Consider the following 26,461-nt stretch of genomic DNA (forward strand, 5'->3'; position numbering starts at 1 on the left):
TGATGGCGGCCATGTCGAACCCATCCCGGTCGGCCGGCGGCACGCTCGCCGCCGCCTGCTTCGCGATCATGCTGGCGCAGATCGCCAACGTGACTCCCGCCCCCATCAACGGCGAGATCCAGACGTCCCTGCACGCGACGGGAGTCGGCCTGGCCTGGGTGACGTCGGCGTTCCTGCTGCCGACGGCGATCCTGGAGCTCAGCTTCGGCGTCCTCGGCGACCTGCTCGGACGCCGCCGGGTCCTGCTGGCCGGCACGGCGCTGCTGGCCGCCGGCTCCCTGGTGGCCGGCTCGGCGCACAGCGTGCACCTGCTGTGGGCCGGGCAGGCGATCGCCGGGATCGGCGCGGGCGCGCTCATCCCGACGTCGCTGGCCATCGCCGTCGCCAGTGCCCGCGACGACGAAGAGCGCTCCCGCGGCGTCGCCCTGTGGACCCTGTCGATGTCCATCGGCACCGTGCTCGGCGTGATCGTCAGCGGCGCGCTCAGCGAGAACGCGTCCTGGCACGCGTCGTTCTACGCGATCGCTCCGCTGGCCGTGCTCAGCATGCTCGCGACCGCGCTGCTGGCCGCCGAGTCCCGCCAGCCCGAAGGCCGGTCGCTGGACTGGGCGGGGCAGGGCAGCATCGCGGTCGGGATGTTCTGCCTGCTCTACGGGATCGTGCAGGGCGCGGGGAGCACCTGGTCCACCCCGGTGATCGTCATGCTCGCCGTCGGAGCCGCCGGCCTGGTGGCCTTCGTCGTGATCGAGAGCCGGGTGCCGGCGCCGATGCTGCACCTGGCCGTGTTCCGCGTCCCCGCCTTCAGCGCCGCCGCGCTCGCCGCCGTCATCGGCATGTTCTCCTTCCTCGGCAGCGTCTACGTGCTGAGCATCCGGACCGGCGCCCTGCAGCACAAGACCGGCATCGCCGCCGCCGCGTTCTTCATCGTCCTGCAGGGCGTGCCCTGCGTCCTCGGCCCCGGGCTGCCCAAGGCCATGCGCCGCTTCGGGGCCCGCCGGCTGGTCACCGGCGGCCTCGTCCTGCTGGCCGCGGGCGAGTTCTGGCTGGCCGACATCCCGGTCACGAGCTCCTCCCTCGGCGCGCACGTCGGACCGCTCCTGCTGGAAGGCATCGGCTTCCTGTTCGTGGTCTCGGCCATGACCTCGGCCGCGATCTCGGCGGTCCCGATCTCGGCCACCGGCATGGCCAGCGCCGCGATCAGCACCGCCCGGGACTTCGGCATGTGCATCGGGCCCACGATCGTCAGCGCCGTGGCGCTCAGCGCCGCCGGCTCCGACCTTCCCCACCGCCTGGCGGGCCTCAACCCCGCCACGGCGGCCGCCGCCGACCACGCCGCGGCCGCCGGCGGCCCGTTCGCGGTCCTGACCGTCCCCGGAGCCGCCCCCGCCGCCCTCCGCGCGCTCTCGCACGGATACTCGCTGGGACTGGTCATCTGCGGCTGCGCTGCGCTGGTGGCCGCTCTCACCACGGCACTGTGGCTGCGCGAATCAACCGACCGCCAGGTGGCTCCCACTCCCGCACCCATTCCGGCCTGAGCGCCGCCCGGAGAGTGAGCCGGTACGGCGGGCTGGTCGTCGATCCTGAGTACAGGGCCGCCTTCACTGATCCCCGTTGACCGTCGCGGCGATCTCGTCCGGGGTCCACGGCGGGGAGGTCTCATGATCCCGCCAGGTGAGGTACCGCTCGACCGGCGGTGGGAACTCTCCGATGTAACCGCCTGCGCCGGCGAACACGCGACCCGTGACGTCGGGCGACTCGGTGCTCGCGAGGAAGAGGTAGAGCCGGGCGACGTACTCGGCGGGAGGCGGCGCCAGCGCTCCGGCGTGCATCAGGTCGTTCAGGATGCCTCGCCGGTGCAGCCGTTCGATGTGGGCCTCATAGTCCGCGCCGCTCGACAGGCGCGTCTCGGCTCCAGGGCAGACCGCGTTCACCCGGATGCCGTGTTCCCGGAGCTCGGCCGCCAGCGCGTAGGTCAGGCTGTTCACGCCTCCCTTGCCCGCCGGGTAGCCGGTTCCCCCGAAGGCCCCGGTGAACGCGTGCGAGCTGGTGTTCACGATCCAGCCGCGTCCCGCCTCGACCATGAGCGGAGCGAAGGCCCGGCAGGTGAGGAAGGTCGCGTGGAGGTGGACCTCGATGAGCTCGCGCCAGGCCTCCACGGAGATGTCCAGGATCGAGGACGCCGGGGGCTCGGCGGCGCCCGCGCAGTTGACGAGGATGTCAGGAGTGCCGAGCTCCCGCGCCGCACGGAGCAGCGACTCGACCACGCCGGGGTCTGCCGCGGAGCCGGCCACGCCGACGGCTCGTGCCGATGAGCCCAGCGCGGCGACGGCACCGTCGACGGCCGCCGGATCGCGTCCGTTGATCACGACGGACGCTCCCGCGTCCGCCAGCGCGCGCGCCACCTCCAGGCCGATGCCGCGGGACGACCCGGTGACGACGGCGACGCTCCCCTCCGCGAGCGGTCTCATCGCGCCCCCTCCTCAGGAAGAACGGCTCCGGCGGCCAGAGACATAGTCGCCTCTATGTATTCGTCCGGCTCGACGAGTCAACGCCCGCCACCCGCCGGCGTCCCCACCGGCTGGATGAACACCCCGTCGGCCTCGACGGTCGCCCCGCCGGCGTCCGAGATCGACCCGGCCACGAAGATCTTGCGCCCCTCCTCGCGGACGATGCTCGCCTCGAGGTGGAGAGGGCCGAGCGGAGTCCCGCGCCGGTAGCGCATGGTGAGCGTCCCGGTGAAGGCCGTCCGGCGCATCGCGGACGCCGCCTCCCCCATGATGTGGTCCAGAAGCATCGCGGAGACCCCCCCGTGCACCAGTCCAGGCGGCCCCTCGTACGCCGCGCCGAGGACCACATCCGCGTGGCATACCGACGAGTCGTGCTGCACGCGGAGCGGCGGGGCGATCGCGTTCGCCGCGCCCATCACGGCATTGCCCCAGTTCCAGGACCGAAGCTCGGCGTTGTACCGGATGCCGGCGGGGCCGGGCAGCTGGGCGGTGCGCAGCCGCGCGACGAGCGCGGCGAGGCCGTCGCGGATCCGGTGCACCTCGTCATCGTCGACGGTCGTCCGGATCGTGGCGTCGATCAGCTCGCGGACGGTGCCGGTGAGCGACGCCATCACCGCTTCCCGGCGGTCCACCTCGGCGGTCGGCGTGTCTTCGCGGACGAAGCCGCCGACGCCCACCGCGGATTCTTCGGGGAAGGAACGGCGGCCTGTCATGCGCCGACCGTATACCGGAGGCACGAGCATCAACAAGAATCACATAGATCCGTCTATGCCTCTTTCGCCGGTGCGACCTCGCCGTCACGCCGCCCGGCCTACAATCGCCTCGTGACCGAGCCCTCGACCGACCGGGCGGCGGAGGCGGGCGACCCGGCGGGCCCCGGCGTCCCCGGCACGCCCGTCAACGCCAGGGGCGCCCGGCTCAACCGGCGCGGTCTGGAGACCCGCGCCCGTGTGGTCGGAACGGCGATCGCCGTGCTCGCCGACGGCGTGCACGGCGGCGAGGTCAGCGCCAACCTCGTCGCGAAGCGCGCCGGCGTGACCTGGGGCACGGTCCAGCACCAGTTCGGCGACGTCGACGGGCTCTGGGCCGCGGTCCTCGAGGAGCTGGCGAGCCGCGGCGAGATGCTGCCGTGGAAGGAGATGGACGACGGGTCCGTCGCCGAGCGGATGAGCCGGATCGTCGACGCCCTGTGGTCGGGTCTCGACTCCACCCCCGGCCGAGCGGTGGCGACCCTGCGCGGCCTGCTGCCCCGCAACACCGCCGAGCTGGCCGACACGTACCCGCGCACGACCGCCCAGCTCGACCTCTGGGACCGTCATTGGCGGCGCGCCTACGCGCGGGCCTTCCGCGGGCTCGTCGTCGACGCCTACCGGCTGGAGCGCGTACGCCACCTCCTGCCGGCCGCGGTCCACGGCCTCTACCTGGAGCAGAACCTCAGCACCTGGACCGACATCGACGAGGCGCGCGCCGTCCTGGCCGAATCGATCGCCGGCTACCTCGAAAGCCGCGGCTGAGCGCGGGCGCCGGCGTCGGTGCCCGTGCCTGGGCCGAAGCGGCGCCGGTACTCGAGCGGGGTCAGCCCGATCTTGCGGCGCATCAGCGCGCGCAGGTTGGCGGCGGTGCCCAGCCCGCTGTGCCGCGCGACCCTCTCGAAGCGCGACTCGCCCCGCTCGATCATGCGGCACGCCAGGCCGAGCCGCTCCCCCGTCAGCCATCCGAGCGGCGTGGTGCCCAGTTGCGCCCGGAAGCGGCGATGCAGCGTCGCCGGGCTGACCGCGGCACGCGCCGCGAGATCGGACACGGTGAGCGGGGCGTCCAGCCGCTCCTGGGCCCAGGCGAGGACGGGCGCGAGGGACTCGTCGGGCACATCGGGCACGGGCCGCTCCACGAACTGCCGCTGCCCGCCGTCGCGGTGCGCGGCGAACACCAACCGCCGGCTCACCGCGTTGGCGACCTCCGCGCCGTGGTCGCGGCGGACGATGTACAGGCCGAGGTCGAGCGCGGCAGCGCTCCCCGCGGCGGTGAGGACGTCCCCGTCGTCCACGAACAGCACGTCGGTCTCCAGCCGGACGGACGGGAAGCGGGCACGGAAGTCCTCCGCCCACTGCCAGTGCGCGGTGGCGCGGCGCCCGTCGAGGACCCCGGCCTCGGCCAGGGTGAACGCGCCGCTGCAGAAACCGACCAGGCGGGCGCCGCGCGCGTGGGCTCGCCGGATCGCGTCGAGCACCGCGGGGCGGCGCGGCACCCGGACGTCCGGGCGGTTGGGCACGATCAAGGTGTCCGCCGACTCGGCCGCGTCCAGGCCGGCCACGCCGGTGAGGGTGAAGAACCCGTCCCGCATCGACGTGCGGGGCTCGGGCGAGCACAGCCGGAAGTCGTAGAGGTCGCGGCCGAGCTCGGGCCTGCGCAGGCCGAAGACCTCGGTCGCGCAGCCCAGCTCGAAGGGGTTGGAGTTCTCGTCCACGATCACGACGACCCGGTGCGGGGTCACCGCATCGCGTGCTTGCGAGGATCCTTGCGCCATGTGCTATTCCTAGCACTCACGTCGGGTGCGCCCGGACGGCCAGGATGCGATGCATGAGCAACGGACCCATCGACCTCGCCCAGGCCATCGCCTCCTTCGACGCGCTGTGGAGCCCCCGCATCGTCACGCGCGTCAACGACTACGACGTGCGCGTCGCCAAGGTCGAGGGCGAGCACGTCTGGCACGTCCATGACGACACCGACGAGTTCTTCCTGGTGCTGGACGGGGAACTGCACATCGCCATGCGCGGCCCGGATGGGGAGCGCACGGTCCGGCTGCCCCGGGGCGCGGTCTTCACCGTTCCGCGCGGCACCGAGCACAAGCCGTCCGCTCCCGCCGGGGCCGCGATCCTGATGTTCGAGCCGTCCGGGACGTCCACGGTTGGCGACCGCCATGACGCCGTCCCCGACCACGTCGACGCGACGACGGGCCACGCGCTCGACTCCTTGCGTGGCGACGGCGACGGCGACGGCGACGGCTCCGCCGCTCCTTCGCCCCCGTCCCGATGAGAAGCAGGTCGCCGCCGGTCAGGCGGAAGACTTGATCTCCTCCAGGCCGGCCGCCACCAGCAGCGGCGTGAACTCCACCACCTGGTGTTCCGCCACACCGTTGAGGAGATACGGGTCGGTGGCCAGCAACCGATGGATCTCATCTGAAGGCATCTCCGGGATGAGGTAGACACCCCCGACCCACTCCGGCCGACGGCCGGCGACAAGGAGCAACTGCTTGGCGAGCAGATCATTCAGCCACTCGCCGTGGGCCGGCCTCCACCGATCCACCTCATCGATCGGAGCTGTGTACGTCACGGTCACCACGAACATCCTCGGACCGTACTGGACCTTCCGGCCTCACAGCGATCGAATTTCCTTGATCAGAGAGCACGAGCCCCGGCAGGCCGTCTGCGCGTTGGTCTTCGATGCCGGCCATGCTGATTTCACCGTCAGCCGGACATCATGACCCGTTGAAGGCCGCTGGGCCGTCTCCTTGCGTGCCCACTCCCCAGATGCCGCCGGCCACGGCGGCGAGGTCGTGCACGTCGGTCCCGGCAGGGATCGTCACCGCCTCCCACTTGCCGCCGCTGTAGCGGTACGGGGGCTCCTCGGGTGGCGCGGACGCTTCCGCCACGACCCAAGGGGTCCCGGACGAGTCCACGGTCAAGTCGCCGAGGTCGGGGAACCCTGCCGCGGCGGCGATGTAGGTCCACGCGGTGCCGTTCCAGTGCGCCAAACGCTTGGCCGTGATGCCCCAGACGTCGTTCGCGGCGACCGGGACGACCTTGCGGAACCAATCGTTCTCGGTGACAGCGGGCAGCGGGACGCTCTTCCAGGCGGCGCCGTCGAAGTGCGCGACGGCGGGCACCTGCTGCAGGCCGTCCTTGTAGCCGACCGCCCATGCGTCGGACGCGGTGAGCGCCTGAAGGTCGGCGACGTAGTCGACTCCGGGCACGTTGACCGCGGTCCAGGTATCACCGGTGCGCTTGAACAGCCCGTTCCCGGAATCCAAGTCCCAGGCGCTGGCGAAGGTGCCGGCCGCGCCGGTGACGAGCGTGGTGACGTACTTGGCCGGAGCCGCCACCTGCTGGAACGCCGAGCCGTCGAAGCGCGCCATGTAGGTGCTCGAACTCCCGCTGGCGCTCGGTCCGCCGGCGATCCAGGTCTCGCCCGCACCCGAGGCGATCCGCGCGATCTCGCCCTGGCCCGCCCAGCCGTTGATCGGATACTCCTTCCATGCGGAGCCCACCCGACGCCGCACGACCGGGTTCCCGTCGTTGTACACGGGGCACAGGTCGCCCCAGCGGAGGCAGTACTTGCCCTGTACGCCGCCGACCCAGACACCGCCCGCGCCGTCGGCGGTGACGTCGTAGAGCCGGGCCGTCGGCCACAGGAAGGGCAGGGAGACCGTGCGCAGTTCGGGGGCGGCCGCGAGGGCGGGTGCGGGAAGAGACGCGAGGGCGGCGACGGTGGAGATGACCGCGATGACACGTTTCATGTGAGCACTATCCAACGGCCGCCAAAAAAACACCAGTGTCTACTGGGATGATCCCGGCCCCGGCCGCTCCGCGTCCGACTCCGCGGCGGCGAGGAGCCGCTCAGCGCAGTACGGCCGCCAGCAGGTCGGCGCCCAGCGACGTCAGATCGGACAGGTTCAGGGTGTATCGGACGTAGCGGCCGTTCCGTTGAGCGGTGAGCAGGCCCGCGCGGCGCAGGACGGCGAGGTGACGGGAGACCTCCGGGGGCGTGAGCTCCCAGAAGTGGGCCAGCTCGCCGGTGGTGTGCGGGCCACGGGCCAGGGTGCGCAGGAGCCGCAGCCGCACCGGATGCGCGAGCGCGTCCAGCCGGAGGGAGACCGTCTCCAGGGAGACCGGCTCCGCCGGACCCGGCTCGGCGACGGGGTACTGCACCACCGGATGCCACCCGGGCGCGTGGACCGCCACCAGGTGCGGGCGGCCGAACACGCTGGGGATGAAGGTGACCCCGGCGCCACGGGCGGTGGTCGCCTTGTCCTGCACCTTGTCCACGATGATGCAGTCGCCGTCCGGTGCCAGGGTGACCGCGCCGGAGACCGAGGCGAGTGCCGCCCCGACGCCGTGCCGCCTGAGCAGTTCGTTCTTCAGGCGCAGATCGGCGGCGAGCTGCGCCGCGACGTCCGCCCAGGCGCCGTCGAAGAACGCCTCGGCGCATTCTTCGAGGGTGTCGCGCACCCGCGCCCGCACCGCGGCCGGGTCCGCGAGCAGCCGTTCCGCGAAGGCCTCCTGCAGCGCGCCGCGGGCCTGGGCCACGTCCAGGGCCCGCTCGCGCGCGGTCGTGTCGGTGAGCGGCGACGCCCCGCGGAAGTGGACCCGGTTGCTGCCGCACGTGGTGACGAGCGCGGCGGTCACGTAGGTCTCGTCGTCGATCCGGTCCACGTCGTCCAGCTCCTCGGCGAGCGTCGGCCGGGGCCGTGCCGGGATCATGAAGTCGGCCTGCGAGGAACGCCAGAGGAACTCCGCCTCCCTGAGCCGCTCGGCCAGCTCCGGCCGCAGCGCGGCCCAGACGTCCGCGGCCCAGCCGGCGAACTGCGGATGGTGGCCGGGTTCGGCCAGCACGTGCAGCATCGCGGTCAGCTCGCCCAGCGGGGAGGCGGCGAACCGCACGCGCTCGGACGGCAGGCCGCTGATGTCGATCCTCAGCGTCACCCCCTCATCATCGCCGCCCGGGCGGCCCGGCGCGGCGTCGATTGACGATGTACGTCAACCGACGTGCCCCGCCCCGGCGGCCGGACGCACCGTCTGACGCCATGGCGACCATCACCAGATTCCAGCCCCGCGCCCTCGTCCGCGCGTCCGGAGGCCCCCGCTATGCCGTCGCGCTGGCCGTGGACGCGCTGGGCACCGGCCTGCTGCGGCCCTTCCTGCTGCTCTACGGCGTGACGGTACTGCGGCTGTCCGCGCCGGTCACCGGCACCGCCATGACGGTCGGCATCGTCGCGGGCCTCGGGTGCATGCCCGCGGTGGGCCGATGGCTGGACCGCGGCGCACGCAGCACGGTCGTGGCGGCGTCGATGCTGGTGCGGGTGCTGGGCGTGGCGCTGCTGTCGGCCGCTCCGGCGGGGCACGTCGGGCTCTTCGCGGCGGCGGCGCTCTTCCTCGGCATCGGCAACCAGGCATGGCCCGCCGCCCACGCCGCGCTCGTGGCCACGGTCGCCCACGGCCGGGAACGCGACACCGCCCTCGCGGGGGCCCGCGCCCTGCGCAACGCCGCCCTGGGCGTCGGCGCGCTCGTCGCCACCGCATGCCTGGCGGGCGGCACCACCGCGCTGCAGGCGCTGGCAGCGGTCACTGCGCTCGCCTACCTCGCCGCAGCAGCCTTGGCGTGGTCGGTCCACGTGCGCGCACACCCGGCGGGGGCCGCCCCGGACAAGGACCGGGACGAGGAGCCCGCGCCCCGGATGCTCGCCCTCCTCGCCGCCAACGTGGTCTACGTCTTCTGCCTCAACGTCCCCGAGATAGCGATACCGCTGGTCCTGGTGACGCAGTTCCACGCATCTCCGGTGTGGCCGGCGGCCGTCTTCGTGGCCAACACGGTGCTGGTGGTCACCCTGCAGGTACCGGTCACCGTCCTGATGTCCCGGCTGTCCCGGCGGACCGTGCTGGCCCTCTCCGGCGTGGTGCTGGCCGCGTCCTACCTGGGGTTCCTCGCGGCCGCCTCGCTGGGACACGGCTGGGGTACCCCGGCCGTCGCCGCGGTGTCCGTGGTCTGCACGATCGGCGAGATCATCTACGCCGGCAGCGCCACCGCGCTCGTCGCCGCACTGGCCCCGGCCCGTGTCCTGGGCCGCGCCCTCGCCCGCTTCCAGCTCTCCACGGGCTTCGGCCTCGCCGTCTCTCCGGCGGTCATCACCGCTCTCGCCTCCCGCGGCCCGGCCGCCCTCTGGGGCGGCCTCGCCGCCGCGACGCTGCTCTCCGCCTCCGCCGTCGCCACCGAGAAGGATCGAGGAACACGGCTGGGCGCTCGCCACGGCCGGGCGAGCACCGCGGGGGCCGAAGATCGATAACAGTCTTGTTGTGAGACTTCCTCGGATTTGGTGATCGTGGTTCCATGGCACCGAGCAAGCGTTTGGGGATCATCGTCGAGCGCCGAGCGAGGGAGCACCGGATGGGCCTGCGGTTTCGCGGAAGGTGGTGGGTGCCCCTGGCGGCCGTGGCCGTGCTGATCCTCGGCATGGTGCAGGCCGCGCAGGCGCACATCGAGCGGCCGTCGTACTGGCCGTCTCCCGGTCCCGACTGCTCCGTCAGCCCGTGCGCGGGCGGGAAGGTGCCGACACCGCGGAGCCTGGCGTCGGCCGTCGACACCGTCCCGCGGAGCACGACCCGGGTGGTGTGCCAGCCGGATTCGCTGAAGCGGCTGGACGCCTCGATCAAGCGGGCGCTGAAGTCGGGCTACAACGTCCGCCCGCACGACCACCGGACGCTCGGCGCCGCCGAGGCCCGGAACCTGCGGCGGATCAACCGCACGCTGTTCGACCGGTGCCGGTACAGCGAGATCCAGCCCGCGGTGACCGATTCGCGGAACAACGACCGCGTCGTGGTGCTGCCGGGTGTCTACACCGAGCCCACGGCGCGCAAGAAGCCGACCCACGACCCCGCGTGCGACCAGTACAAGCTGAGCACGGGCGCGTACTCCTACCTCGGCGAGTACACCTGCCAGAACGACGCCAACCTGATCGCCGTGCTCGGCCGGTCCCCCGGCGGCGGCAAGGACCCGGACCCGCCGCTCGTCGACCGGCACGGCATCCCCAACCGGGGCTCGTGCGTGCGCTGCAACCTCCAGCTCGAAGGGTCGGGCGTGAGCGCCGACGACGTGGTCGTGGACGCCGGCGACCCGTCGTCCGGCAACGGCGGCCCGCGCAACTCGGCGAAGGACGTGGGCATCCGCGCCGACCGGGCCGACGGCTTCGTGCTGCGGAACCTGACCGTCCGGCACGCCAACGAGCACGACATCTACGTGCTCGAGAGCAACGGGTACCTGCTGGACAGCTTCAAGACCTTCTACGCGGGCGAGTACGGCGTGCTCACCTTCGTCGAGGACCACGGCGTGATCCAGAACTGCGAGGCGGCCGGCAACGGCGACTCCGGGCTCTATCCCGGGTCGGGCGCGAAGACCGGGGCGGGACGCGACGAGCGCGTCTACCCGGCCGCGCGCTACAGCCAGGAGATCCGCTACTGCGACTCGCACCACAACACCAGCGGCTACTCGGGCACCGACGGCAGCGCCACCTGGGTGCACCACAACAACTTCTACGGCAACGCCCTCGGCTTCACCACCGACGTGTTCACCGCCGCCGGGCACCCCGGTTTCCCGCAGCAGGGCGACCTCGTCGAGAAGAACGACTTCTTCTCCAACAACTTCAACCCGTACCTGGCGGGCAGCGACGTCGTGCCGACCGTTCCGGTCCCGGTGGGGAGCGGGATGTGGATCGCCGGCGGTGACGACAACGTCGTCCGGAACAACACCTTCCGCGACAACCGGCGGCGCGGGGCCATGCTCTTCGCCGTCCCGGACGCGTTCGTCTGCGCCGACCAGCCCATGACGGGCTGCGACCCGCTGAAGCTGTCCACCTCGCACCGCAACCAGTTCTACGGCAACAGGATGACCGGCAACGGCGTGGACTTCTGGTGGGACGCCTTCCCCGGCAATTCCGGCAACTGCTGGTACTCCAACGGCGCCGTCACCACCTCCCCCGGCAACCTTCCGGACTGCCTGAACGGCAAGGCTCCCTTCCTCAGCATCGGGCTCGGCAACCTGGGCAACGAGTTCGAACTGCTCACCTGCATGTCCAACCTGAAGCCCGGCGGCCCCTGCCCCTGGTTCAAGACCCCCGGGACCACCGCGCCGGCCGCCATCAGGACGGCGTCCGCCGGCGACCCCCACAACCCCGGGACGAGCGAACTCGACGACGCGATGCTCGCCGCGATGACCTGCCATTCCTGGAAGGAGATGACGACCGGCCAGCGCGACCACATGCTGGCCAGGATGGCGGTGTTCATGGGCGGCCAGATCGACCATCCAGGGGCGCGCGGCACGACGCTGAGCAACCAGAAGGCGACGAGCGTGCTCAACAACGCCTGCGGGCTGTCCTTCGCCGGGCCGTTCAAGCTCTACAAGCTCTACGCCCGAGCAGCGGCCTTCCCTCTGCAACTCCCGTAACGCCTCAAAGGGACGGTGATCCGGACCTCCGCCCGGGGAAAGGCAACAATGTGAGCACCCGGTATCGGGCCCCGTATTTACCCGGTACTTCACGCTGAATATGGCCTGAGCCGGGCAACTCTCTTGACCGGCCGTGTCAACGGTCAGCATGATCCAGTCCCTACGGAGGGACTCATGCGACACTTCACGCTGGTTGCCCTGGCCGTAAGCGGCCTGCTCACGTTCAGCGCCTGCAAGGCGGACCCCTCGCCTTCGGCAGCGGTCTCGCCGATATCGAGCCCGGCGGACTCCGCTTCCCAGGCGGCGTCCACATCGGCGACGCCCGAGGGCTCGACCGGGAAGAAGAAGGTCACCGTGACCCGAAAGATCCCCTTCAGCACCCGGAAGGTGCGCGATACGTCCCTTGCCAAGGGAACCACCAAAGTGAAACGGCACGGCGTCGCGGGCGTCAGGAAGCTCACCTATGAAGTGACCCTCCGCGACGGCGTGGAGATCAGCAGGAAACTGATTCATGAAGAGACCACCAAGGCCCCGGTCTCGCAGATCATCGCGGTCGGTGCCAAGCAGGCGTCGAGGTGCGACCCGAACTACGGCGGCGCGTGCGTGCCCATCGCGAGCGACGTCGACTGCGCCGGCGGCAGCGGCGACGGCCCCGCCTACGTGCGGGGCCCCGTCCGCGTGATCGGCAGCGACATCTACGACCTGGACCGCGACGGCGACGGCATCGGCTGCGACACCTGACCCGGACCGATCAGCCGCCGCCGGTTCCGCACCGTCCGCTTCACGGAGGGCTGCGCGATCCCCTGGCCGCCTGGCTCGGCGGGGCCGCCGGAACCACGACGGCGCAGGCGGACGGCGGGGCGCGGGGATCGCGGACGCGAACGAGGTCGGTGCGGACGGACGGCGGCTGCCGGGTCATGCGGACAGGTGCGGGCGCAGGCGGGCCAGGGCCCGTTCGGTGTCGGCCTCGGCGGCGAGCGCGGCCATGAGGAGCAGCCGTGCCTTGGGGGCGCCGAGCGGGCCCGCGAAGACGGCGCCCGCCTCGGCGAGGTCGGCGCCCCCGCCGGCGCCGTAGACGGGGACCGCCGGTCCCTCCGCGCAGCGCGACGTGACCAGGACCGGGATGTCCTGATCGAGGCAGGTCCGGATCTCGGCGAGGACGCCGGGGGTGGGGTTGCCCGTGCCGAGCGCCTGGACGACCAGCCCCCGGGCCCCCGCCGCCCGGCAGGCGGCTATCTGCACGCCGTCGGCGCCCAGGTGGACGGGCACGATGTCCACCCGGGCCTCCAGCGCGCCCAGTTCGGCGAGCCGGAACCCGTCCGGACGTGCGGGCCGGGTGATCGCCTCGATCCCGTCGTCCCGGACGAGGGCGACCGGCCCGTGACCCGGTGAGGCGAAGGCCTCCGGCGCGAGCGTGTGCGCCTTGGTCGCGTACCGGGCGGCATGGACCTGTCCGGCCATGGTGATGACGGCGCCCAGACCCCGGGTCTCGGAGGCGGCGGCGACGCGGACGGAGTCGGCGATGTTGCGCGGGCCGTCGGCGTCCGGTGCGGACGCGTGCCGCTGGGCGCCGGTGAACACCACGGTTCGCCCGGGAGGCAGGACGAGGTCGAGCAGGTAGGCCGTCTCCTCCATGGTGTCGGTGCCGTGCGTGATGACCACGCCGTCCACGCCGGAGGCGTCCGCCTCGGCGAGGATCCGCCGGGCCAGGCGGAGGACGTCGGCGACGGTGAGGTTGAAGCTGTGCGCGAGCATCACCTCGCGGACGCGCACCGCCGCGGGGACGGCCAGGGCGGTCCCCGGGACCGCCACCCGGACGTCCCCCCGCGAGGACGGGCGCGACGCGATGGTGCCTCCGGTGGTCAGGACCGTGACTCCCATCAGGACACCGCCTCGGCCGCCACCGCCGCGTCGGCCGTGACCTGCCGCCGCGCCCGGACGGCCAGGGCGTAGTAGAGCCCGCCCGCGACCAGACCGCCCGACAGCCAGGAGAAGTCGGTGTGGCCCAGCGCCCGCGCGAGCGGTCCCTGCAGCGCCGGCACCATGCCGTACTGCCACGCCCATCCGGCCAGCAGTCCGAGCGCCAGGCTGACCAGCGCCGGGCCGCCGCGACCGCCGCGACCGCGGTACAGGGCGGCCACGTCGACGCGGCCGCGCCGCAGGACGAAGAAGTCCACCAGGCAGACGGCCGCCCACGGACTGATCCAGACGAGGATGGACGACATCCAGTTGTCGAAGGCCTGGGCGAAGCTCTCGGCCTGCAGGAACACCGCCAGGACGAGGGACGCGACCGTCCCCGCCGCCAGCGTCACCTTCCATCGGGCGACGCGGATGCCGACCGACAGGGCGGCCAGCGAGCACGAGTACAGGTTGAGGATGTTGGTCGCGACGGGCCCGTGCATGATCAGCAGCAGCACGGGCACCGCCATCACCCCGAAGGCGCCGGTCACGAGGCTGGAGGGGTCGCTGCCGCCGCCCGCGGAGGCCAGGCAGGCGCCGAGCGCGGCCAGCCACACCGTCGGGACGTACATGCCGAGCGCGGTGGACCAGAACACCGACCGGTCGGAGGCGCCCGTGCGGACGAAGCGGCTGTAGTCGGCCGAGTACGGCAGCCAGGTGATCCCCCAGCCGATGCCGATGGCGGTGAGCAACTGGGTGACGGCGGTGACCTTGCCGCCGGTGGTCGTGGCGGTCGCGGCCGTCCAGTGCGGGTCCGTGTGCGCGAGCGCGAGGACGGTCATGATCGCCATCACCAGCACCGTGGCCGGGACGGTGTACTTCTCGAACGTGCGGATGGCGTAGAACCCGTACAGCGCCAAGGTCAGCTGGAGGGCCATGATGAGCGCGGCCACCAGGTACCTGAGCCCGGTGCCGCCGTGCACTCCGAGCTGCCCGAGGATCTCGATGACCAGGTCGAGCACCACCCAGGTGTTGACGCCGACCCAGCCCGTGGTGAGCAGCCCCTGCACCAGGCCGGGGACGAGGGCGCCGCGCCGGCCGAACGGCCCGCGGCCGAGGACCATCTGGTTGACGCCGGTGCGGTGGCCCATGACGTTGAACAGCCCGAAGACCGCGCAGCCGACCACGTTGCCGAGGGCGATGACCACCAGGGTCTCCACCAGGCTCAGGCCGAGGGTGACGCCGAGCGCGCCGAGCACCCAGTTGATGGGCGCGATGTTGGCGCCGCACCAGATCCAGAACTGCTGCCATGGCGTGGAGTCGCGCGAGGAGGCGGGGATGGGGTCGATGCCGTGCTCGTCGAAGCGGACCTGCTCGGGCCGGCTCTGTGCCGGATCGTTGTTGGACATGGTTCCTCCGTCCGTGATGTGACACACAAAAGCACCAGGCTCCGACGATGCGAAGTAGAGGAACCTCTATTGCTGAGCGCTTCGACTGTATAGATTCACACCATGTTCACTCTGCGGTCCCTGCTGGCGGACGAGACTCTGGAACTGCGGGTCCTGGTCCCGGGACCTCCGGGCGCCCTGGACGAGCCGGCCGCCTGGGTCCACAACACCGAGCTGCCCGACCCCTCGCGCTACGTGCGGCCGCGCGAGCTGGTGCTGACCAACGGCCTGTGGAGCGACCGCGCCACCGCCGCCGAGTTCGTCGCCGACGTCCGGCGCGCCGACCCGGCGGGCCTGGTGTTCGGCCTGCGGCCGGAGTGCCCCGTGACGCCGGACGACCTGGTCCGCGCCTGCGAGGAGGCCGGTGTGCCGCTGCTGGAGATCTCCGCGGCGGTGCCGTTCACCGCGATCTCGCAGGCGGTGGCCGCCCACTACACCGAGGAGCGGCAGGGCGCGCTCGTCGGCCTGGTCCGCCGGGGCGAGGCGCTGGCGACGGCGATCTCCCAGGGCGCGGGCGCCTCCGGTGTGCTGCGGGTGCTGCGCCGCGACCACGAACTGCCGCTCGCGGTGATCGACCGGATGGGCCGCCTGCTCGCGTCGGCCGGAGCCGAGCTGGAGCCCGCGCAGCTCCAGACGGTCGCCACTGGTCTGGCGCGCCGTCCGCCGCCCCTGGAACTGGACCTCGGCGCCGCGGGCAGGGCCGCCCTGTACCTGGTCGGGGCGGTCGGCGAGGCCGACGCGGCACTGGTCTGCCTGCGCCCGGTCGGCGACCTCACGCGCGTCGAGCAGGACGCCCTGGAGCAGGCGGCCCGCTTCCTCAGCCTGGAGGTCGCCAAGAAGCAGGCGATGCAGGCGATCGAGCAGCGGTTCGCCGGGGAGCTGCTGGAGATGGTGCTGTCGGGCGGCAGCCGCGCGGCCGAGGTCCCCGGCCGGCTGCGCGCGTTCGGGGTGGACGCCGAAGGGCCGCTGGCGGTGTGGGCGCTGGCGTTCGCCGGCGCCGACGCGACCCTGCCCGGACTCGCGGAGGCGGCCGGCGAGTTCTTCGCCGCCGCGGGCGTGCCGGCCGTGGTGGCGGGCGGGTCGCAGGACGTGGTGGCCGTCCTGGCGTGGCGGCACGGCGAGCGGGAATCGGCCCCCCTGGCCGAACGGCTCGTCTCGGCCGTGACCGGCCGCTTCCCCGGACACCGGCCGGTCGTCGGCCTCGGCGGGGTCGTCTATGACCCGGACGGGCTGCGCGAATCCCTCGTCCGGTCCCGGGAGGCGTGCCGGGCCCTGCGGCAGGGCCGTCCGGGACGCGCCGTCCAGACGTTCGCCGAGCTCGGCGCGCACCGGCTGCTGCTCGGCATGCAGGACGCCGAGACCCTGCGGACCCTGTCCGACGGCGTGCTCGCCCCGCTGCGCGAGCACGACGCCGGCCGGGGCGCCGAGCTGGAGGGCACGCTGCGCGCCTTCCTGGACCACGACGGGCACTGGTCGGCCACCGCGGCGGCCCTGCACGTCCACGTCAACACGCTGCGCAACAGGCTCGCCAAGATCACCGAGCTGACGGGCCGGGACGTGACCCGCACCGCCGACCGCGTCGATCTCTTCCTCGCCCTCCAGGCCGCCGGAATGGAGTGACGCCCGCCTCTCTCAATCCGGGTGGACCTCCGGGTCGACCTTGGGCCGCTCGTGCGGACGAACCCGGACCTCCGGGTCGGCGACGGCCGCCGCGGCGACGTCCCTGCAGCGTGCGAACGTCACATCCGCGCACTCGCGGGCGTACTCGATGAGGTGGCGCAGTGCCATCGCGCGGCCGGGACGTCCCGACAGGAACGGGTGCGCGCACAGGTTGAACAGGCACCGGTAGGCGCGCATGCCGTCCAGCTCCGCGCGCCACAGCTCCAGTGCCTTGCGCGGTGACTCGATCACCGACCCGATGTTCGGCTCGGGCAGGTAGGCGTACTGCTCCCAGTCGTCCAGCGACCAGTGCACCGGCAGCTCGACGATCTCCCCGGCCGCCGTGCCGATCCGGTACGGCCGGTCGTCCCCCATCAGGGACGAGTCGTAGCGCAGCCCGTGCTCGGCCACCAGGTCCGTCGTCAGCCAGGACGCCCCCCACAATGCCGCGCGGAATCCGGTGATCTCGATGCCCTGCCGTGCGAACACCTCCAGGGCCCGCACGAAGTCCGCGCGCTCCTCCTGCGGGCTCATCGACGTGGGCGGGCGGTGCGCGTAGGAGTGGTGCGCCACCTCGTGGCCGCGCTCGACGATCGAGGCGGCCAGCCCGGGGCGCCGCTCGGCCACCCAGCCCGGCACGAAGAACGTCGCCGGCACCTCCATCTCGTCCAGCAGGTCCAGGATGCGGGGCAGCCCCACGTCCGGCCCGTAGGACTGGTGCGACATCGTGCCCGCGTGCCGGGCGTAGCGTCCGCCGTGGGCGAGGATCGGCGTCTCGGCGTCCACGTCGAAGGTCAGCGTCGCCACCGCCGCCGCCCCGCCATGCCAGCTTCCGGTCCCGTCTCCGCCCATGACCTCGTCCATGTCCGTATCCATCTCTCGTCCACGCCCGGCTTCCGGCTTCGCGTCAGACCTTCGCCTCGAGCACCCGTCGCCGGCGCCGGGCGTTGTCCAGCGTGACCATCGGCTCCAGAAGCGTACGGTCGAAGCGCTCCAGCCGCCCGCCCTCCGCCAGGCGGCGCGGCAGGTCCGGATTGACCAGGGCGGCCCGGGCCACGGACACGAAGTCGGCGTGACCGTCCCCGAGGACCTGCGCCGACAGCTCCGCGTCGTGCATCCCGCCGTTGGCGATCACCGGGAGCCCGGTCACCCGGCGGGCCTGGCCCGTGATGGTGAGCCCGCCCTCCAGCTCGGCCGTCTCGATCCAGTTGCGGCCCTCGCTGGCGATGTGCAGGTACGTCGCGCCCGCATCGGCCAGCGCGGCGAAGATCACCTCCCCGTCGTGGACGCCGCCCGGCCAGCGGTGGTGGAAGTCGTTCACCTTCGTCTGCGACAGCCGCACCCCGACGCACCAGTCCGGCCCCACCTCGGCGCGGATCGCTTCCACGACCTCGGCCGTGAGCCGCACCCGGTTGGCGACCGGCCCGCCGTAGGAGTCCTCGCGCAGGTTGGTGTAGTCGGTGAGGAACTGGTCCAGCAGGTACCCGTTGGCGGCATGGACCTCCACGCCGTCGAACCCGGCGTCGCGGGCGTTCACCGCCGAGGCGACGAATCCGGCCACGGCCTCCTCGATGTCCGCGGAGTCCATCTCCCTGGGCACGGGCCACGGGCCGCTCCCGCCGTACTCGGGCATCTTCGCGCCCTGCGGCTTCACCGCCGACGGCCCCGCCGTGCCATCGCGATGCGGGTTGCCCTGCGACAGCGCCCCCGCGTGCATCAGCTGCGCCACGATGAGTCCACCGGCCTCGTGAACCCTCCCGGTGACGTCGCGCCACGCCGCCGCGTTGCGCGCCGACACCAGCCCCGGCTGGTTGAGATAGCCCTGGCTGTAGGCGGAGTCCGTGTAGATCCCCTCGGTGACGACCAGCCCGAACCCGCCGCGCGCGAACTCGGTGTAGTAGGCGGCCATCTCGGGCGTCGCCGTGCCGTCCGGCTCGGCCGACACCCTGGTCATCGGCGCCACCACCAGCCGGTTGGCCGTCCGCAGGTCTCCGATGCGCCCTGGCTCCAGCGCGGAATGGCTTCCCTGAACGCTCATTGGTCTTCCCCTCATCTCTCGGTGATACGGCCGCTCCCCGGCGATGCGCCGGGCGTCACCACACGTCGATCGCCAGCGGCGTCGGCCGGTCGTTGTTGATGCCGACCATGTCCTGCGGGCACGCCGAGACCACGACCACGCAGTCCATGGCGGCCTCGAAGGTGATCGCGTCCCCGGCCCGGCTCTCGGCCGGCAGCCACCGCAACCGCCCCGACTCCTGCACGGGTATCCGCATGAACACGTTGACCGGCTGCGGCGTGACCCCGGCGTCGAGCCCCAGCGTCGCCAGCGCCAGTTCCAGGTTCCGCGCGCACGAGCGATGCTCGGGTACCCCCAGCGCCGCATAGCGCGCCGGGTCGCAGGCGGCGATCAGCATGTCGTGCGAGCCCGGCGAGGTGTCGCCGGCCAGGACGAGGATCGGCCTGCGCCGATCGGTCACGAACGCCTCCCCGGCCTCCGGGAAGAGCCGGCTCGTCACGCTGCGGGTGTGCGCGGCGCTCAACCGCTCCCGCGGATCGTCGGCGGCGAAGGCGAACAGGTCACCGACCTGCCCGCCCTCCAGGTCCACCACCCGCACCCGGTGCCCGGCGGCCACGCGGACCGCCCGCCCTTCCCCGGCGGGCACCACCGTCCGCTCTGTCGTCAGCTCCATGCCGCAAGCACACCACCGGCCAGAACCCCACGGCCATGGACATTGCTCTACCATTCGGCGCACCGGATGGATGTTCCTCTACCCGACCCGGCCGATCGCGCCCGTCAGGCGGCGAGGTGACGCGACCGGCTTCGCACGCCGTCGGCGGCCGCTCCGCCACCAGCGGCGTGGCCGACGTCGTACGGGGCGGCGGTCAGGAGGCGTCGCCGGTGAGCAGCCAGCGCAGTCGGGTCGTCAGCTCCTCGATGACGGCGTCGGCCCGCCGGTCCCGTTCCGTGCGGACCCAGTCGTCGAGCCAGACCTGCAACGCCGAGACGATCATCCCGGCGGCGACGCGCGGGCGGATGCCGGGCAGCTCGCCGGCGGCGATGGACGCCTCGACGCCGCCCGCGAGCGTGTCCAGGCCGGCGCTCCAGACCGTGCGCTGAACCCCGCGTCCGCCGTCCGCGCCGCTCGCCCAGCCGGATCCGGCCCGGAGGTTGAGCGCGAGGTACTCGTCGTGCTCGGTCAGGAACCGGGCCACGGTCGCGACCCCGGTGAGGAGGCGTTCGAGGGGCGACGCCGCGGTCCGCGTCGCCATGTCGACCTCGGCGAGGAGCGCCCGCATCCGCTCGTCGTGGAGGGTGTCCCAGATGTCGAGCTTCCCGGAGAAGGTCTTGTACACCGTCGCGAGGGACACGCCGGCGGCCGCCGCGATCGACTCCATCCGCGCGTCGGTGAACCCGGACTTGCTGAACTCCCGCTCGGCCGCGGCGAGGATCTGCCGCCGATACATCCGCCGGCGGGCGTCCCGGATGTCGGGCACCGCGGCCGGGCTGTCATCGAGGTGCATGGTCCTCCACTGCGCGCGTACGGATCCGCCGCGCACCGCGCGGTGCGCCCTCCCCGAGAGCGTGCCCGGATCGTTTCGAGAGGGGTTGTCGTCATCGTAGCGCCTCGCTACCGTGGTGCAGAATTGCCATTCTGTTCATTGAAGTGGCCATTACTCCACCCCCGGAGGTCGGAGGTTCCCATGGCGAAGCCGACGCTGTCGATGAAGCCCACCGGCTGGTTCCAGGTCGCGTGGTCGGCCGAGATCGGGACGGGCGACGTCACCCGGATGACGTACTTCGGCCGCGACCTGGTCGCCTGGCGGGGAGAGTCGGGACGGGTGACCGTCATGGACGCCTACTGCGGACATCTCGGCGCGCACCTGGGCTACGGGGGGACGGTCGTCGGCGACCGCCTGCAGTGCCCGTTCCACGGCTGGGAATGGACGGCGGAGGGCCGCAACGCGTGCATCCCGTACGAGACCCGGCCGAACCTCGGCGCCCGGATCGACACCCTGCCGACGGTCGAGCGGAACGAGGCCGTCTACGTCTGGCACGACGTTCACGGGCGCCCGCCCTACTTCGACGTCCCCGACGTCTTCACGGCATGGGACGACGGCGTCACCGCGGACGACTACCACCCGGCGTTCCCCGACTCGACGCTGTTCCAAGAGCGGCTGGAACTCCATCCGCAGTACGTGCTGGAGAACGGCGTCGACTTCGCGCACTTCAAGTACGTGCACAAGGTCCCGATCATGCCGGTGTTCACCCGCCAGGACTTCGGCGGGCCGGTCTCCTACGTCGACTTCACCATCACCTTCGACGACTCGGTGACCAGCATCGACGACGCCGGAAGCGGTGTGCACGCCATCAACGCCGGGCTCGGCGTGGCGGTCACCAAGAGCTGGGGAATGGTCGACAACCGGACCGCCTCGGCGGTCACCCCGGTCGACGACCGCACCTGCGACGTGCGCTTCTCCGTCTGGATCGCCCGCCGGCCCGGCAAGGACGAGGCGGCCTCGCGCTCCTCGGCGCGGCGGAACGCCCAAGGCGTCATCGACCAGTTCCTCGCCGACATCGAGATCTGGTCGCACCAGCGCTACACGGACCCCGCCAGGCTCGTCCGGGACGAGCACGCCGGCTTCACCGCGCTCCGCGCCTGGGCCGAGCGGTTCTACCCCGCCGGATGACGGCGCCGGGTTCCGGTCGCGGCACCGTCCCCACGAAAGGCAGAGGCCATGACCTCAGATCGCAGATCGCCCATCCGGGTCTTCCAGGTGGCCACCGGCAACGTGGGCACCGAGATGATCCGGCGGATCGGCAGGCATCCCGACCTGGAACTCATCGGCGTGCACTGCTACACCCCGGAGAAGATCGGGCGCGATGCCGGTGAGCTCGCGGGCGGCGCCCCGATCGGGATCGCGGCGACCGGATCGGTGGATGAGATCATCGCCGCCGCGCCGGACGTCGTCACCTTCCACGGGGTGTTCCCGGACGAGGCCCTCTACGAGCGTGTGCTGGAAGCCGGCATCGACATCGTCACCACGGCGGACTGGATCACCGGCCACCACCGGGACCGGAACCATCCGCACCCGTCGGGCCGGCCGGTCAGCGAGGTCCTGGCCGACGCCTGCCGGCGCGGCGGCGCCACCTTCTACGGCACCGGCATGAACCCGGGGCTCTGCCAGATCCTGGGGGTCGTGCATTCCGCCGACGTCGCCGAGATCGAGAACGTCACCGTCATCGAGTCGGTCGACGTCTCCTGCCACCACTCCGCCGCCACCTGGGCCGAGGTCGGCTACGGGCGCCCCGTCGACGACCCCGCGCTGCCCGCGATGCTGGAGAAGTACACGCGGGTGTTCACCGACTCGATCTACATGATGGCCGACTGCTTCGACCTCCGGCTCGACGACGTCACCTTCTCCTACGAGATGGGCGCCTGCACCAAGGACGTCGACCTCGGCTGGTACAGACTGCCCAAGGGGTCGCTGGGAGCCAGCTACATCACGTACCAGGGCGTCGTCGACGGCGTCCCGCGGATCGAGACCCACCTCGAATGGCAGATGACCCCTGACACCGACCCGCGCTGGGACGTCAAGGGCTGCTACATCACCAAGATCCAGGGCGATCCCGTGATCTACAGCAAGCACATGATCCTGCCCAAGCCCGGCACCGACTTCTCCTCCGCCGCAGCCTTCGCCTCCATCGGCATGACCGTCACCGGGCTCCCCGCCCTCAACGCCATCAAGGCCGTGGTCGACGCACCTCCCGGCATCTTGACCAGTGCCGACATGCCGCTGCGCGGTTTCGCCGGCCGTTTCGCCACCACGGCGAGCCGCTGACGTGGGGCAAGCCGCTCGCCGTGGTGGCGAGCAGGTACGCCGGGCTCCGCATGGCAGGGACCTGATCGTCCGCAAGATCCTGCTGGCCTCACGCCTGGGTTATGGTGCCTGCCATGGAAGCCGAGCATCCTCTTGTGCGCGAGGTCTTCCCGGAGCTCGTCACTGAGCTGATGGCCTTGCTGGAGGAGGAGGGCGAACGCGAGCTCGCCGTCTGCGCATGGGACCTTCGCCTGGTCGCCGACTGTGGCTGCGGCGACGACTTCTGTCAGAGCTTCCAGACCGAGCCCCATCCCGAGGACCGGCCCTACGGTCCCGGCCATCGTTGCGTCCTCCTCGCTCCCGCGAAGGGCATGCTCAACCTCGACGTCGTCAACGGGCGGATCATGTACGTCGAAGTGATCGACCGACCGCCGCTGCGCGACCGCCGACGGGACGAGGAGAGATAGGCGGGTCGAGCCGGTTACCTCTCCCGGACGCTGTAGGTCAGGTGCGTCACCGTCGACGAGGGCTCCGCGCGGACCTGCTCCAGGGCCACGCGGGCGGCGTCCACGCCCTCGAACAGGCGGATGCCGGAGCCGAACAGCACGGGCGACAGCGCGATCGAGAACTCGTCGATCAGGCCGGCGTTCACGTACTCCAGGATCGTCGCGCCGCCGCCCGCGATGCGGACGTCCCGGTCGCCGGCGGCCTCGCGGGCCTGGTCGAGCGCGGACTCGATGCCGTCGTTGACGAAGTGGAAGACGGTCCCGCCCGGCCGCTCCCAGGGGTCGCGCTTCTCGTGCGTCACGACGAAGACCGGCGTGTGGAACGGCGCCTCCTCCGGCCACATCCGCTCGCCGGCGTCGAACATGCGCTTGCCCATCACGCTCGCGCCGGTGCGCTCGAACGTCTCCCGCACGATGTCGTTGTCCCGCCCTTCCTCACCGCCCCCGCCGAGCTTGAGGTTCTCCCGGAAGAACCGCTGCGGGAAGATCCACCGCTGCAGCTCCATCCACTGCCGCCCCATCAACTCCTCGCTGGACTCGGGCGCGATGAACCCGTCCAGCGACATCGAGACGCTGAAGAACACCTTTCCTGCCATCAGTCCTCGGCTCCCTTCGAGACGATCTCGGTGACGTAGGCGGCCAGGTTGCCCAGGGTCTGCCGGCCGCCCTCGATCGCGTGGTACTTCTCGACCGCCTCCTCGCGCAGCTCCTTGGTGGGGAACACCGTGCGCATCTCGATCCGGGTCGCCGCGCCGTCGGGCGCGAACGTCAGGACCGACTCGAAGGCGTTCGGGTCGCCGCGGGACTCACCGTGCAGCAGCGCGATCCGCTCCGGCGGAGCGATCTCGGTCCAGGAGATCCACTCCTGGTAGTCCGTCCCGTCCGGTCCGTGCATCACGAAGTCCCACACCCCGCCGACGCGGAACTCGAACGCCCGCGTGGTGGTGCTGAACCCCTCCGGTCCCCACCACCGCGACAGGTGCCGGACTTCGGTGAACGCCTCGAACACCAGCTCCCGCGGGGCATCGATCACCCGGGAGATGACGATCTCGCGGTCGGCCGCCGCGGACGGCGCCGGCGCTCCTCGTCCCATTGCGCTCATCGGCTACTCCTCTTCCTGTCTTGCCTGCTTCAGGTCCTGCACGTACGCGTCCAGCCGGTCGAAGCTCTCGTTCCAGAACCGCTCGAAGCCGCCGGTCCACTCGTGCACCGGCCGCAGCCCGCGGGCGTCGAGGCCGTACAGGCGCTGCTTACCCGCCTTGCGGTCCCGCACCAGCCCGACCTCCCGGAGCACCCGCAGGTGCTTGGACGCCCCCGGCTGGGTCATCCCGAGCTCCCGGGCCAACTCGGTCACCGGCCGCTCGCCCGCCCGCAGCAGCGCCAGGATCTCCCGGCGCTGCGGCTCGGCGATCGCGTTGAAGACGTCCGACGTCGTCGCTGCTCGTGCCATGCCCGCCATCATATGCCCATATCGGCATGCGTCAATCGCGGGCCGATCCAGGGCTCGAACGTCCCGGTCCCGGACAGGTGGACGGCGCGGCGGTCAGGAGGGTTGGACCTCGTCGAAGAGCGCGACGGCTTCGGCGGGGTCCGGGCTCACGAGGCGTTCCAGACCGGCCATCGTGATCTTCGCCCACCTGCCGGCCCGTGCCGTCATCCGCTGCTCGAAGGCGCGGACGGCCTCGTCCGGATCTCCAGGGCCGGTGGTGATGGCCTCGGCGAGTTCGGCGCCGTCCAGCATCGCGAGGTTCGCGCCCGCTCCCAGAGGGGGCATCAGATGGGCGGCGTCGCCCAGGAGCGTCACCCCGGGGACGTGGGTCCAGGTGTGGGAGGCGGGCAGGACGTAGAGGGGGCGATGGACGAACGCGGTGCCGTGGCGGAGAAGCTCCAGGACGGGAGCGGCCCAGCCGTCGAACAGGGCCAGCAGACTCGATCGCACGGCCTCGGCATCGGCCGGGTCCAGGTTCGCGTGCCAGTCCACGGGCGCGCGGAACTGGGCGTACACCTTCACGTGCCCGCCGCTGTTGCGCTGGGCGACGAGGGCGCGGTTCACGCCGTACACGGCCACGGAACCGTCGCCGACCAGGCGGGCGAGGTCGGGGTGGCGGGCGTCGACGTCGTCCAGGGCGGTCTCGACCGAGGTGACGCCGGTGTAGTGCGGCGTCGCGGACGAGACGGCCGGGCGGACCCGGGACCAGGCGCCGTCCGCGCCGACCACGAGGTCGAACGTCTCCTGTCGGCCGTCGGCGAAACGGACCAGCACGCCGTCCCCGCCGTCCGGCACCACCTCCGCCACTCCTCGCCCCCACTGAACGTCCAGGGGACCGAGCAGCAGGTCGCGGAGCTGCCCGCGGTCGATCTCGGGATGGGCCCGGTCATCCGGACGGGGCCGCCAGTCGCGCAGGACGGTCCCGTCGGTGTCCAGGATGCGCATGGCCTGCCCCTCGGGACGCGACAGCGCCTGGAACTCCGCCAGCAGTCCCGCCTTGTGCAGCGCGAGCTGGCCCAGTCCCTCGTGCAGGTCCAGCGTGCCGCCCGGGGGACGTGCGTCGGGGGCGGGATCGCGTTCCAGAACGGTGACGGGGTGATCGTGACGGTGCAGGACGCGGGCGAAGGTCAGGCCCGCGGGGCCGGCCCCGATCACGGCGATACGGCGTCTCATGACGATACACCGTATTGATCTCTTACAGTGTATCGCAACTGTACGGTGTAGGCATGACTGTGTGGGACCGTCCGGAGCCGCCGACCCGCCCCGCGCCGCTCGACCGGGAGCGGATGGTCGCCGCCGCCGTCGCGCTGGCCGACGAGAGCGGGCTGGAGGCGGTGTCGTTGCGCAAGGTCGCCGCCCGGCTGGACGTCGGCCCGATGCGGCTGTACGGGTACATCGCCTCCAAGGAGGAGCTGTTCGACCTCATGCTGGACGAGGTCTACGCCGAGATCCTCCCCGAGGAGCAGCCCGGTGACTGGCGGGAGGCGCTGCGCACCCACGCCCACCGCACCAGGCGGGCCGCCCTCCGGCATCCATGGCTGGCCGACCTGCTCGGCGGCCGTCCGGCGCTGGGCCCCAACGCCCTCGCCGTGGCCGAGGCGATGCTGGCCGCCCTCGACGGCGTCGCCGACCTCGACACCGTGATGCGCGCCGTGGAGACCGTCAGCGCCTACGTCACCGGCGCGATCAGGCGCGAGGTCGCGAACCTTCGGGCCGAGCGCGCCACGGGCCTGTCCAAGCGCGACTGGCAGCGCGCCTCCGGCCCGCATCTGAGCAGGATGCTGGACACGGGCCGCTTCCCGGCGCTGGCCAGGTTCGTGTACGACGGCACGGAGGTGGACGCCGAGACGTCCTTCGCGACCGGGCTGGACTGGGTCCTCGACGCCGTGGCCGCCAAACTCACCCCTCCACCGGCGTGACGGG

At 72.1% G+C, this 26,461-nt stretch carries 27 protein-coding genes; 11 read left to right on the forward strand and 16 right to left on the reverse strand.

The window, feature by feature from the left end:
- Positions 1 to 11: 11 nt before the first annotated feature.
- A complete protein-coding gene (locus tag J4557_RS09510) occupies positions 12 to 1,535 on the forward strand; it encodes an MFS transporter (protein ID WP_208266072.1) in 1,524 nt (507 codons plus the stop codon).
- A 63-nt stretch (positions 1,536 to 1,598) separates the two neighbouring features.
- Here the strand turns inward: J4557_RS09510 and J4557_RS09515 are convergent, their stop codons facing one another.
- Together J4557_RS09515 and J4557_RS09520 are read right to left on the reverse strand one after the other, a co-directional pair.
- Complete coding sequence (locus J4557_RS09515) at positions 1,599 to 2,468, reverse strand: SDR family NAD(P)-dependent oxidoreductase (RefSeq protein WP_208266073.1); 870 nt, start codon at positions 2,466 to 2,468, stop codon at positions 1,599 to 1,601.
- A 77-nt stretch (positions 2,469 to 2,545) separates the two neighbouring features.
- Positions 2,546 to 3,220 (reverse strand): PaaI family thioesterase, encoded by a 675-nt coding sequence (locus tag J4557_RS09520; protein ID WP_208266074.1) that lies wholly within the window; start codon positions 3,218 to 3,220, stop codon positions 2,546 to 2,548.
- A 111-nt stretch (positions 3,221 to 3,331) separates the two neighbouring features.
- Between J4557_RS09520 and J4557_RS09525 the strand changes: the two genes are divergently transcribed.
- On the forward strand, positions 3,332 to 4,021 hold the full coding sequence (locus J4557_RS09525; RefSeq protein ID WP_208266075.1) for a TetR/AcrR family transcriptional regulator: 690 nt from the start codon (positions 3,332 to 3,334) through the stop codon (positions 4,019 to 4,021).
- Here J4557_RS09525 and J4557_RS09530 read toward each other — a convergent pair.
- On the reverse strand, positions 4,000 to 5,031 hold the full coding sequence (locus tag J4557_RS09530; RefSeq protein WP_208266076.1) for a GlxA family transcriptional regulator: 1,032 nt from the start codon (positions 5,029 to 5,031) through the stop codon (positions 4,000 to 4,002). The genes J4557_RS09525 and J4557_RS09530 overlap by 22 nt on opposite strands.
- 53 nt (positions 5,032 to 5,084) lie before the next feature.
- Between J4557_RS09530 and J4557_RS09535 the strand changes: the two genes are divergently transcribed.
- The gene (locus J4557_RS09535) at positions 5,085 to 5,540 is read left to right on the forward strand and encodes a cupin domain-containing protein (protein WP_208266077.1); all 456 of its coding nucleotides are present in this window, start codon (positions 5,085 to 5,087) and stop codon (positions 5,538 to 5,540) included.
- A gap of 18 nt (positions 5,541 to 5,558) precedes the next feature.
- On the opposite strand, the gene J4557_RS09540 is transcribed toward J4557_RS09535, so the two are convergent.
- The 3 genes from J4557_RS09540 to J4557_RS09550 all read right to left on the reverse strand — a co-directional run bounded on the left by J4557_RS09540 (position 5,559) and on the right by J4557_RS09550 (position 8,206).
- A complete protein-coding gene (locus J4557_RS09540; protein ID WP_208266078.1) occupies positions 5,559 to 5,852 on the reverse strand; it encodes a YciI family protein in 294 nt (97 codons plus the stop codon).
- 130 nt (positions 5,853 to 5,982) lie between these two features.
- Positions 5,983 to 7,020 (reverse strand): hypothetical protein, encoded by a 1,038-nt coding sequence (locus J4557_RS09545; RefSeq protein ID WP_208266079.1) that lies wholly within the window; start codon positions 7,018 to 7,020, stop codon positions 5,983 to 5,985.
- Between the two features lie 100 nt (positions 7,021 to 7,120).
- A complete protein-coding gene (locus tag J4557_RS09550; RefSeq protein WP_307799587.1) occupies positions 7,121 to 8,206 on the reverse strand; it encodes a DUF5937 family protein in 1,086 nt (361 codons plus the stop codon).
- A gap of 101 nt (positions 8,207 to 8,307) precedes the next feature.
- Between J4557_RS09550 and J4557_RS09555 the strand changes: the two genes are divergently transcribed.
- The 3 genes from J4557_RS09555 (at position 8,308) to J4557_RS09565 (ending at position 12,458) form a co-directional block, all read left to right on the forward strand.
- Entirely contained in the window at positions 8,308 to 9,564 is a 1,257-nt protein-coding gene (locus tag J4557_RS09555; protein WP_208266080.1) for an MFS transporter, read from the forward strand.
- A gap of 44 nt (positions 9,565 to 9,608) precedes the next feature.
- A complete protein-coding gene (locus J4557_RS09560; RefSeq protein WP_208266081.1) occupies positions 9,609 to 11,717 on the forward strand; it encodes a right-handed parallel beta-helix repeat-containing protein in 2,109 nt (702 codons plus the stop codon).
- A 174-nt stretch (positions 11,718 to 11,891) separates the two neighbouring features.
- Positions 11,892 to 12,458: a G5 domain-containing protein gene (locus tag J4557_RS09565; protein WP_208266082.1), complete on the forward strand. Its 567-nt coding sequence runs from the start codon at positions 11,892 to 11,894 to the stop codon at positions 12,456 to 12,458.
- A 174-nt stretch (positions 12,459 to 12,632) separates the two neighbouring features.
- Here the strand turns inward: J4557_RS09565 and J4557_RS09570 are convergent, their stop codons facing one another.
- Complete coding sequence (locus J4557_RS09570) at positions 12,633 to 13,598, reverse strand: asparaginase (RefSeq protein ID WP_208266083.1); 966 nt, start codon at positions 13,596 to 13,598, stop codon at positions 12,633 to 12,635.
- Positions 13,598 to 15,025, reverse strand: a complete 1,428-nt coding sequence (locus J4557_RS09575) for a purine-cytosine permease family protein (protein WP_208266084.1) — start codon at positions 15,023 to 15,025, stop codon at positions 13,598 to 13,600. Before J4557_RS09575 ends, J4557_RS09570 begins: the two co-directional genes overlap by 1 nt.
- 102 nt (positions 15,026 to 15,127) lie before the next feature.
- Between J4557_RS09575 and J4557_RS09580 the strand changes: the two genes are divergently transcribed.
- Entirely contained in the window at positions 15,128 to 16,684 is a 1,557-nt protein-coding gene (locus tag J4557_RS09580; protein WP_208266085.1) for a PucR family transcriptional regulator, read from the forward strand.
- A gap of 12 nt (positions 16,685 to 16,696) precedes the next feature.
- Here the strand turns inward: J4557_RS09580 and J4557_RS09585 are convergent, their stop codons facing one another.
- The 4 genes from J4557_RS09585 to J4557_RS09600 form a co-directional block, all read right to left on the reverse strand.
- Positions 16,697 to 17,587, reverse strand: a complete 891-nt coding sequence (locus J4557_RS09585; protein ID WP_243775487.1) for a polysaccharide deacetylase family protein — start codon at positions 17,585 to 17,587, stop codon at positions 16,697 to 16,699.
- A gap of 43 nt (positions 17,588 to 17,630) precedes the next feature.
- Positions 17,631 to 18,761 carry an oxidoreductase gene (locus J4557_RS09590; RefSeq protein WP_208266086.1) on the reverse strand — a complete coding sequence of 377 codons (1,131 nt, stop codon included), beginning with the start codon at positions 18,759 to 18,761 and terminating at the stop codon, positions 17,631 to 17,633.
- Between the two features lie 55 nt (positions 18,762 to 18,816).
- Positions 18,817 to 19,413: a DUF1989 domain-containing protein gene (locus J4557_RS09595; RefSeq protein WP_243775488.1), complete on the reverse strand. Its 597-nt coding sequence runs from the start codon at positions 19,411 to 19,413 to the stop codon at positions 18,817 to 18,819.
- A gap of 193 nt (positions 19,414 to 19,606) precedes the next feature.
- On the reverse strand, positions 19,607 to 20,245 hold the full coding sequence (locus tag J4557_RS09600) for a TetR/AcrR family transcriptional regulator (RefSeq protein WP_208266087.1): 639 nt from the start codon (positions 20,243 to 20,245) through the stop codon (positions 19,607 to 19,609).
- Positions 20,246 to 20,425: 180 nt separating this feature from the next.
- Between J4557_RS09600 and J4557_RS09605 the strand changes: the two genes are divergently transcribed.
- The 3 genes from J4557_RS09605 to J4557_RS09615 all read left to right on the forward strand — a co-directional run bounded on the left by J4557_RS09605 (position 20,426) and on the right by J4557_RS09615 (position 23,010).
- Positions 20,426 to 21,412, forward strand: a complete 987-nt coding sequence (locus J4557_RS09605; RefSeq protein WP_208266088.1) for a Rieske 2Fe-2S domain-containing protein — start codon at positions 20,426 to 20,428, stop codon at positions 21,410 to 21,412.
- Positions 21,413 to 21,460: 48 nt separating this feature from the next.
- The gene (locus tag J4557_RS09610) at positions 21,461 to 22,564 is read left to right on the forward strand and encodes an NAD(P)H-dependent amine dehydrogenase family protein (protein WP_208266089.1); all 1,104 of its coding nucleotides are present in this window, start codon (positions 21,461 to 21,463) and stop codon (positions 22,562 to 22,564) included.
- A 113-nt stretch (positions 22,565 to 22,677) separates the two neighbouring features.
- On the forward strand, positions 22,678 to 23,010 hold the full coding sequence (locus tag J4557_RS09615; RefSeq protein ID WP_208266090.1) for a hypothetical protein: 333 nt from the start codon (positions 22,678 to 22,680) through the stop codon (positions 23,008 to 23,010).
- A gap of 14 nt (positions 23,011 to 23,024) precedes the next feature.
- On the opposite strand, the gene J4557_RS09620 is transcribed toward J4557_RS09615, so the two are convergent.
- The 4 genes from J4557_RS09620 to J4557_RS09635 all read right to left on the reverse strand — a co-directional run bounded on the left by J4557_RS09620 (position 23,025) and on the right by J4557_RS09635 (position 25,711).
- On the reverse strand, positions 23,025 to 23,645 hold the full coding sequence (locus J4557_RS09620) for a dihydrofolate reductase family protein (protein ID WP_208266091.1): 621 nt from the start codon (positions 23,643 to 23,645) through the stop codon (positions 23,025 to 23,027).
- Complete coding sequence (locus tag J4557_RS09625) at positions 23,645 to 24,151, reverse strand: SRPBCC family protein (protein ID WP_208266092.1); 507 nt, start codon at positions 24,149 to 24,151, stop codon at positions 23,645 to 23,647. The genes J4557_RS09620 and J4557_RS09625 overlap by 1 nt, the downstream gene beginning before the upstream one ends.
- 3 nt (positions 24,152 to 24,154) lie before the next feature.
- On the reverse strand, positions 24,155 to 24,499 hold the full coding sequence (locus J4557_RS09630) for an ArsR/SmtB family transcription factor (RefSeq protein WP_208266093.1): 345 nt from the start codon (positions 24,497 to 24,499) through the stop codon (positions 24,155 to 24,157).
- Between the two features lie 93 nt (positions 24,500 to 24,592).
- A complete protein-coding gene (locus J4557_RS09635; RefSeq protein ID WP_208266094.1) occupies positions 24,593 to 25,711 on the reverse strand; it encodes an FAD-dependent oxidoreductase in 1,119 nt (372 codons plus the stop codon).
- Between the two features lie 53 nt (positions 25,712 to 25,764).
- On the opposite strand from J4557_RS09635, the gene J4557_RS09640 reads away from it, so the two are divergent.
- A complete protein-coding gene (locus J4557_RS09640; RefSeq protein ID WP_208266095.1) occupies positions 25,765 to 26,457 on the forward strand; it encodes a TetR/AcrR family transcriptional regulator in 693 nt (230 codons plus the stop codon).
- The last annotated feature ends 4 nt before the right edge of the window (positions 26,458 to 26,461 follow it).

Origin of the sequence: Actinomadura nitritigenes, assembly GCF_017573545.1 — a bacterium.
In the GTDB taxonomy this organism is placed as follows: domain Bacteria; phylum Actinomycetota; class Actinomycetes; order Streptosporangiales; family Streptosporangiaceae; genus Spirillospora; species Spirillospora nitritigenes.

Coding starts and splice junctions, on each gene's coding strand:
- J4557_RS09510 (WP_208266072.1), top strand. CDS start 12: ATGTCGAACCCATCCCGGTCGGCCGGCGGCACGCTCGCCGCCGCCTGC.
- J4557_RS09515 (WP_208266073.1), bottom strand. CDS start 2,468: ATGAGACCGCTCGCGGAGGGGAGCGTCGCCGTCGTCACCGGGTCGTCC.
- J4557_RS09520 (WP_208266074.1), bottom strand. CDS start 3,220: ATGACAGGCCGCCGTTCCTTCCCCGAAGAATCCGCGGTGGGCGTCGGC.
- J4557_RS09530 (WP_208266076.1), bottom strand. CDS start 5,031: ATGGCGCAAGGATCCTCGCAAGCACGCGATGCGGTGACCCCGCACCGG.
- J4557_RS09535 (WP_208266077.1), top strand. CDS start 5,085: ATGAGCAACGGACCCATCGACCTCGCCCAGGCCATCGCCTCCTTCGAC.
- J4557_RS09540 (WP_208266078.1), bottom strand. CDS start 5,852: ATGTTCGTGGTGACCGTGACGTACACAGCTCCGATCGATGAGGTGGAT.
- J4557_RS09545 (WP_208266079.1), bottom strand. CDS start 7,020: ATGAAACGTGTCATCGCGGTCATCTCCACCGTCGCCGCCCTCGCGTCT.
- J4557_RS09555 (WP_208266080.1), top strand. CDS start 8,308: ATGGCGACCATCACCAGATTCCAGCCCCGCGCCCTCGTCCGCGCGTCC.
- J4557_RS09560 (WP_208266081.1), top strand. CDS start 9,609: ATGGCACCGAGCAAGCGTTTGGGGATCATCGTCGAGCGCCGAGCGAGG.
- J4557_RS09565 (WP_208266082.1), top strand. CDS start 11,892: ATGCGACACTTCACGCTGGTTGCCCTGGCCGTAAGCGGCCTGCTCACG.
- J4557_RS09570 (WP_208266083.1), bottom strand. CDS start 13,598: ATGGGAGTCACGGTCCTGACCACCGGAGGCACCATCGCGTCGCGCCCG.
- J4557_RS09575 (WP_208266084.1), bottom strand. CDS start 15,025: ATGTCCAACAACGATCCGGCACAGAGCCGGCCCGAGCAGGTCCGCTTC.
- J4557_RS09580 (WP_208266085.1), top strand. CDS start 15,128: ATGTTCACTCTGCGGTCCCTGCTGGCGGACGAGACTCTGGAACTGCGG.
- J4557_RS09585 (WP_243775487.1), bottom strand. CDS start 17,587: ATGGACGAGGTCATGGGCGGAGACGGGACCGGAAGCTGGCATGGCGGG.
- J4557_RS09590 (WP_208266086.1), bottom strand. CDS start 18,761: ATGAGCGTTCAGGGAAGCCATTCCGCGCTGGAGCCAGGGCGCATCGGA.
- J4557_RS09595 (WP_243775488.1), bottom strand. CDS start 19,413: ATGGAGCTGACGACAGAGCGGACGGTGGTGCCCGCCGGGGAAGGGCGG.
- J4557_RS09600 (WP_208266087.1), bottom strand. CDS start 20,245: ATGCACCTCGATGACAGCCCGGCCGCGGTGCCCGACATCCGGGACGCC.
- J4557_RS09605 (WP_208266088.1), top strand. CDS start 20,426: ATGGCGAAGCCGACGCTGTCGATGAAGCCCACCGGCTGGTTCCAGGTC.
- J4557_RS09610 (WP_208266089.1), top strand. CDS start 21,461: ATGACCTCAGATCGCAGATCGCCCATCCGGGTCTTCCAGGTGGCCACC.
- J4557_RS09615 (WP_208266090.1), top strand. CDS start 22,678: ATGGAAGCCGAGCATCCTCTTGTGCGCGAGGTCTTCCCGGAGCTCGTC.
- J4557_RS09620 (WP_208266091.1), bottom strand. CDS start 23,645: ATGGCAGGAAAGGTGTTCTTCAGCGTCTCGATGTCGCTGGACGGGTTC.
- J4557_RS09625 (WP_208266092.1), bottom strand. CDS start 24,151: ATGAGCGCAATGGGACGAGGAGCGCCGGCGCCGTCCGCGGCGGCCGAC.
- J4557_RS09630 (WP_208266093.1), bottom strand. CDS start 24,499: ATGGCACGAGCAGCGACGACGTCGGACGTCTTCAACGCGATCGCCGAG.
- J4557_RS09635 (WP_208266094.1), bottom strand. CDS start 25,711: ATGAGACGCCGTATCGCCGTGATCGGGGCCGGCCCCGCGGGCCTGACC.
- J4557_RS09640 (WP_208266095.1), top strand. CDS start 25,765: ATGACTGTGTGGGACCGTCCGGAGCCGCCGACCCGCCCCGCGCCGCTC.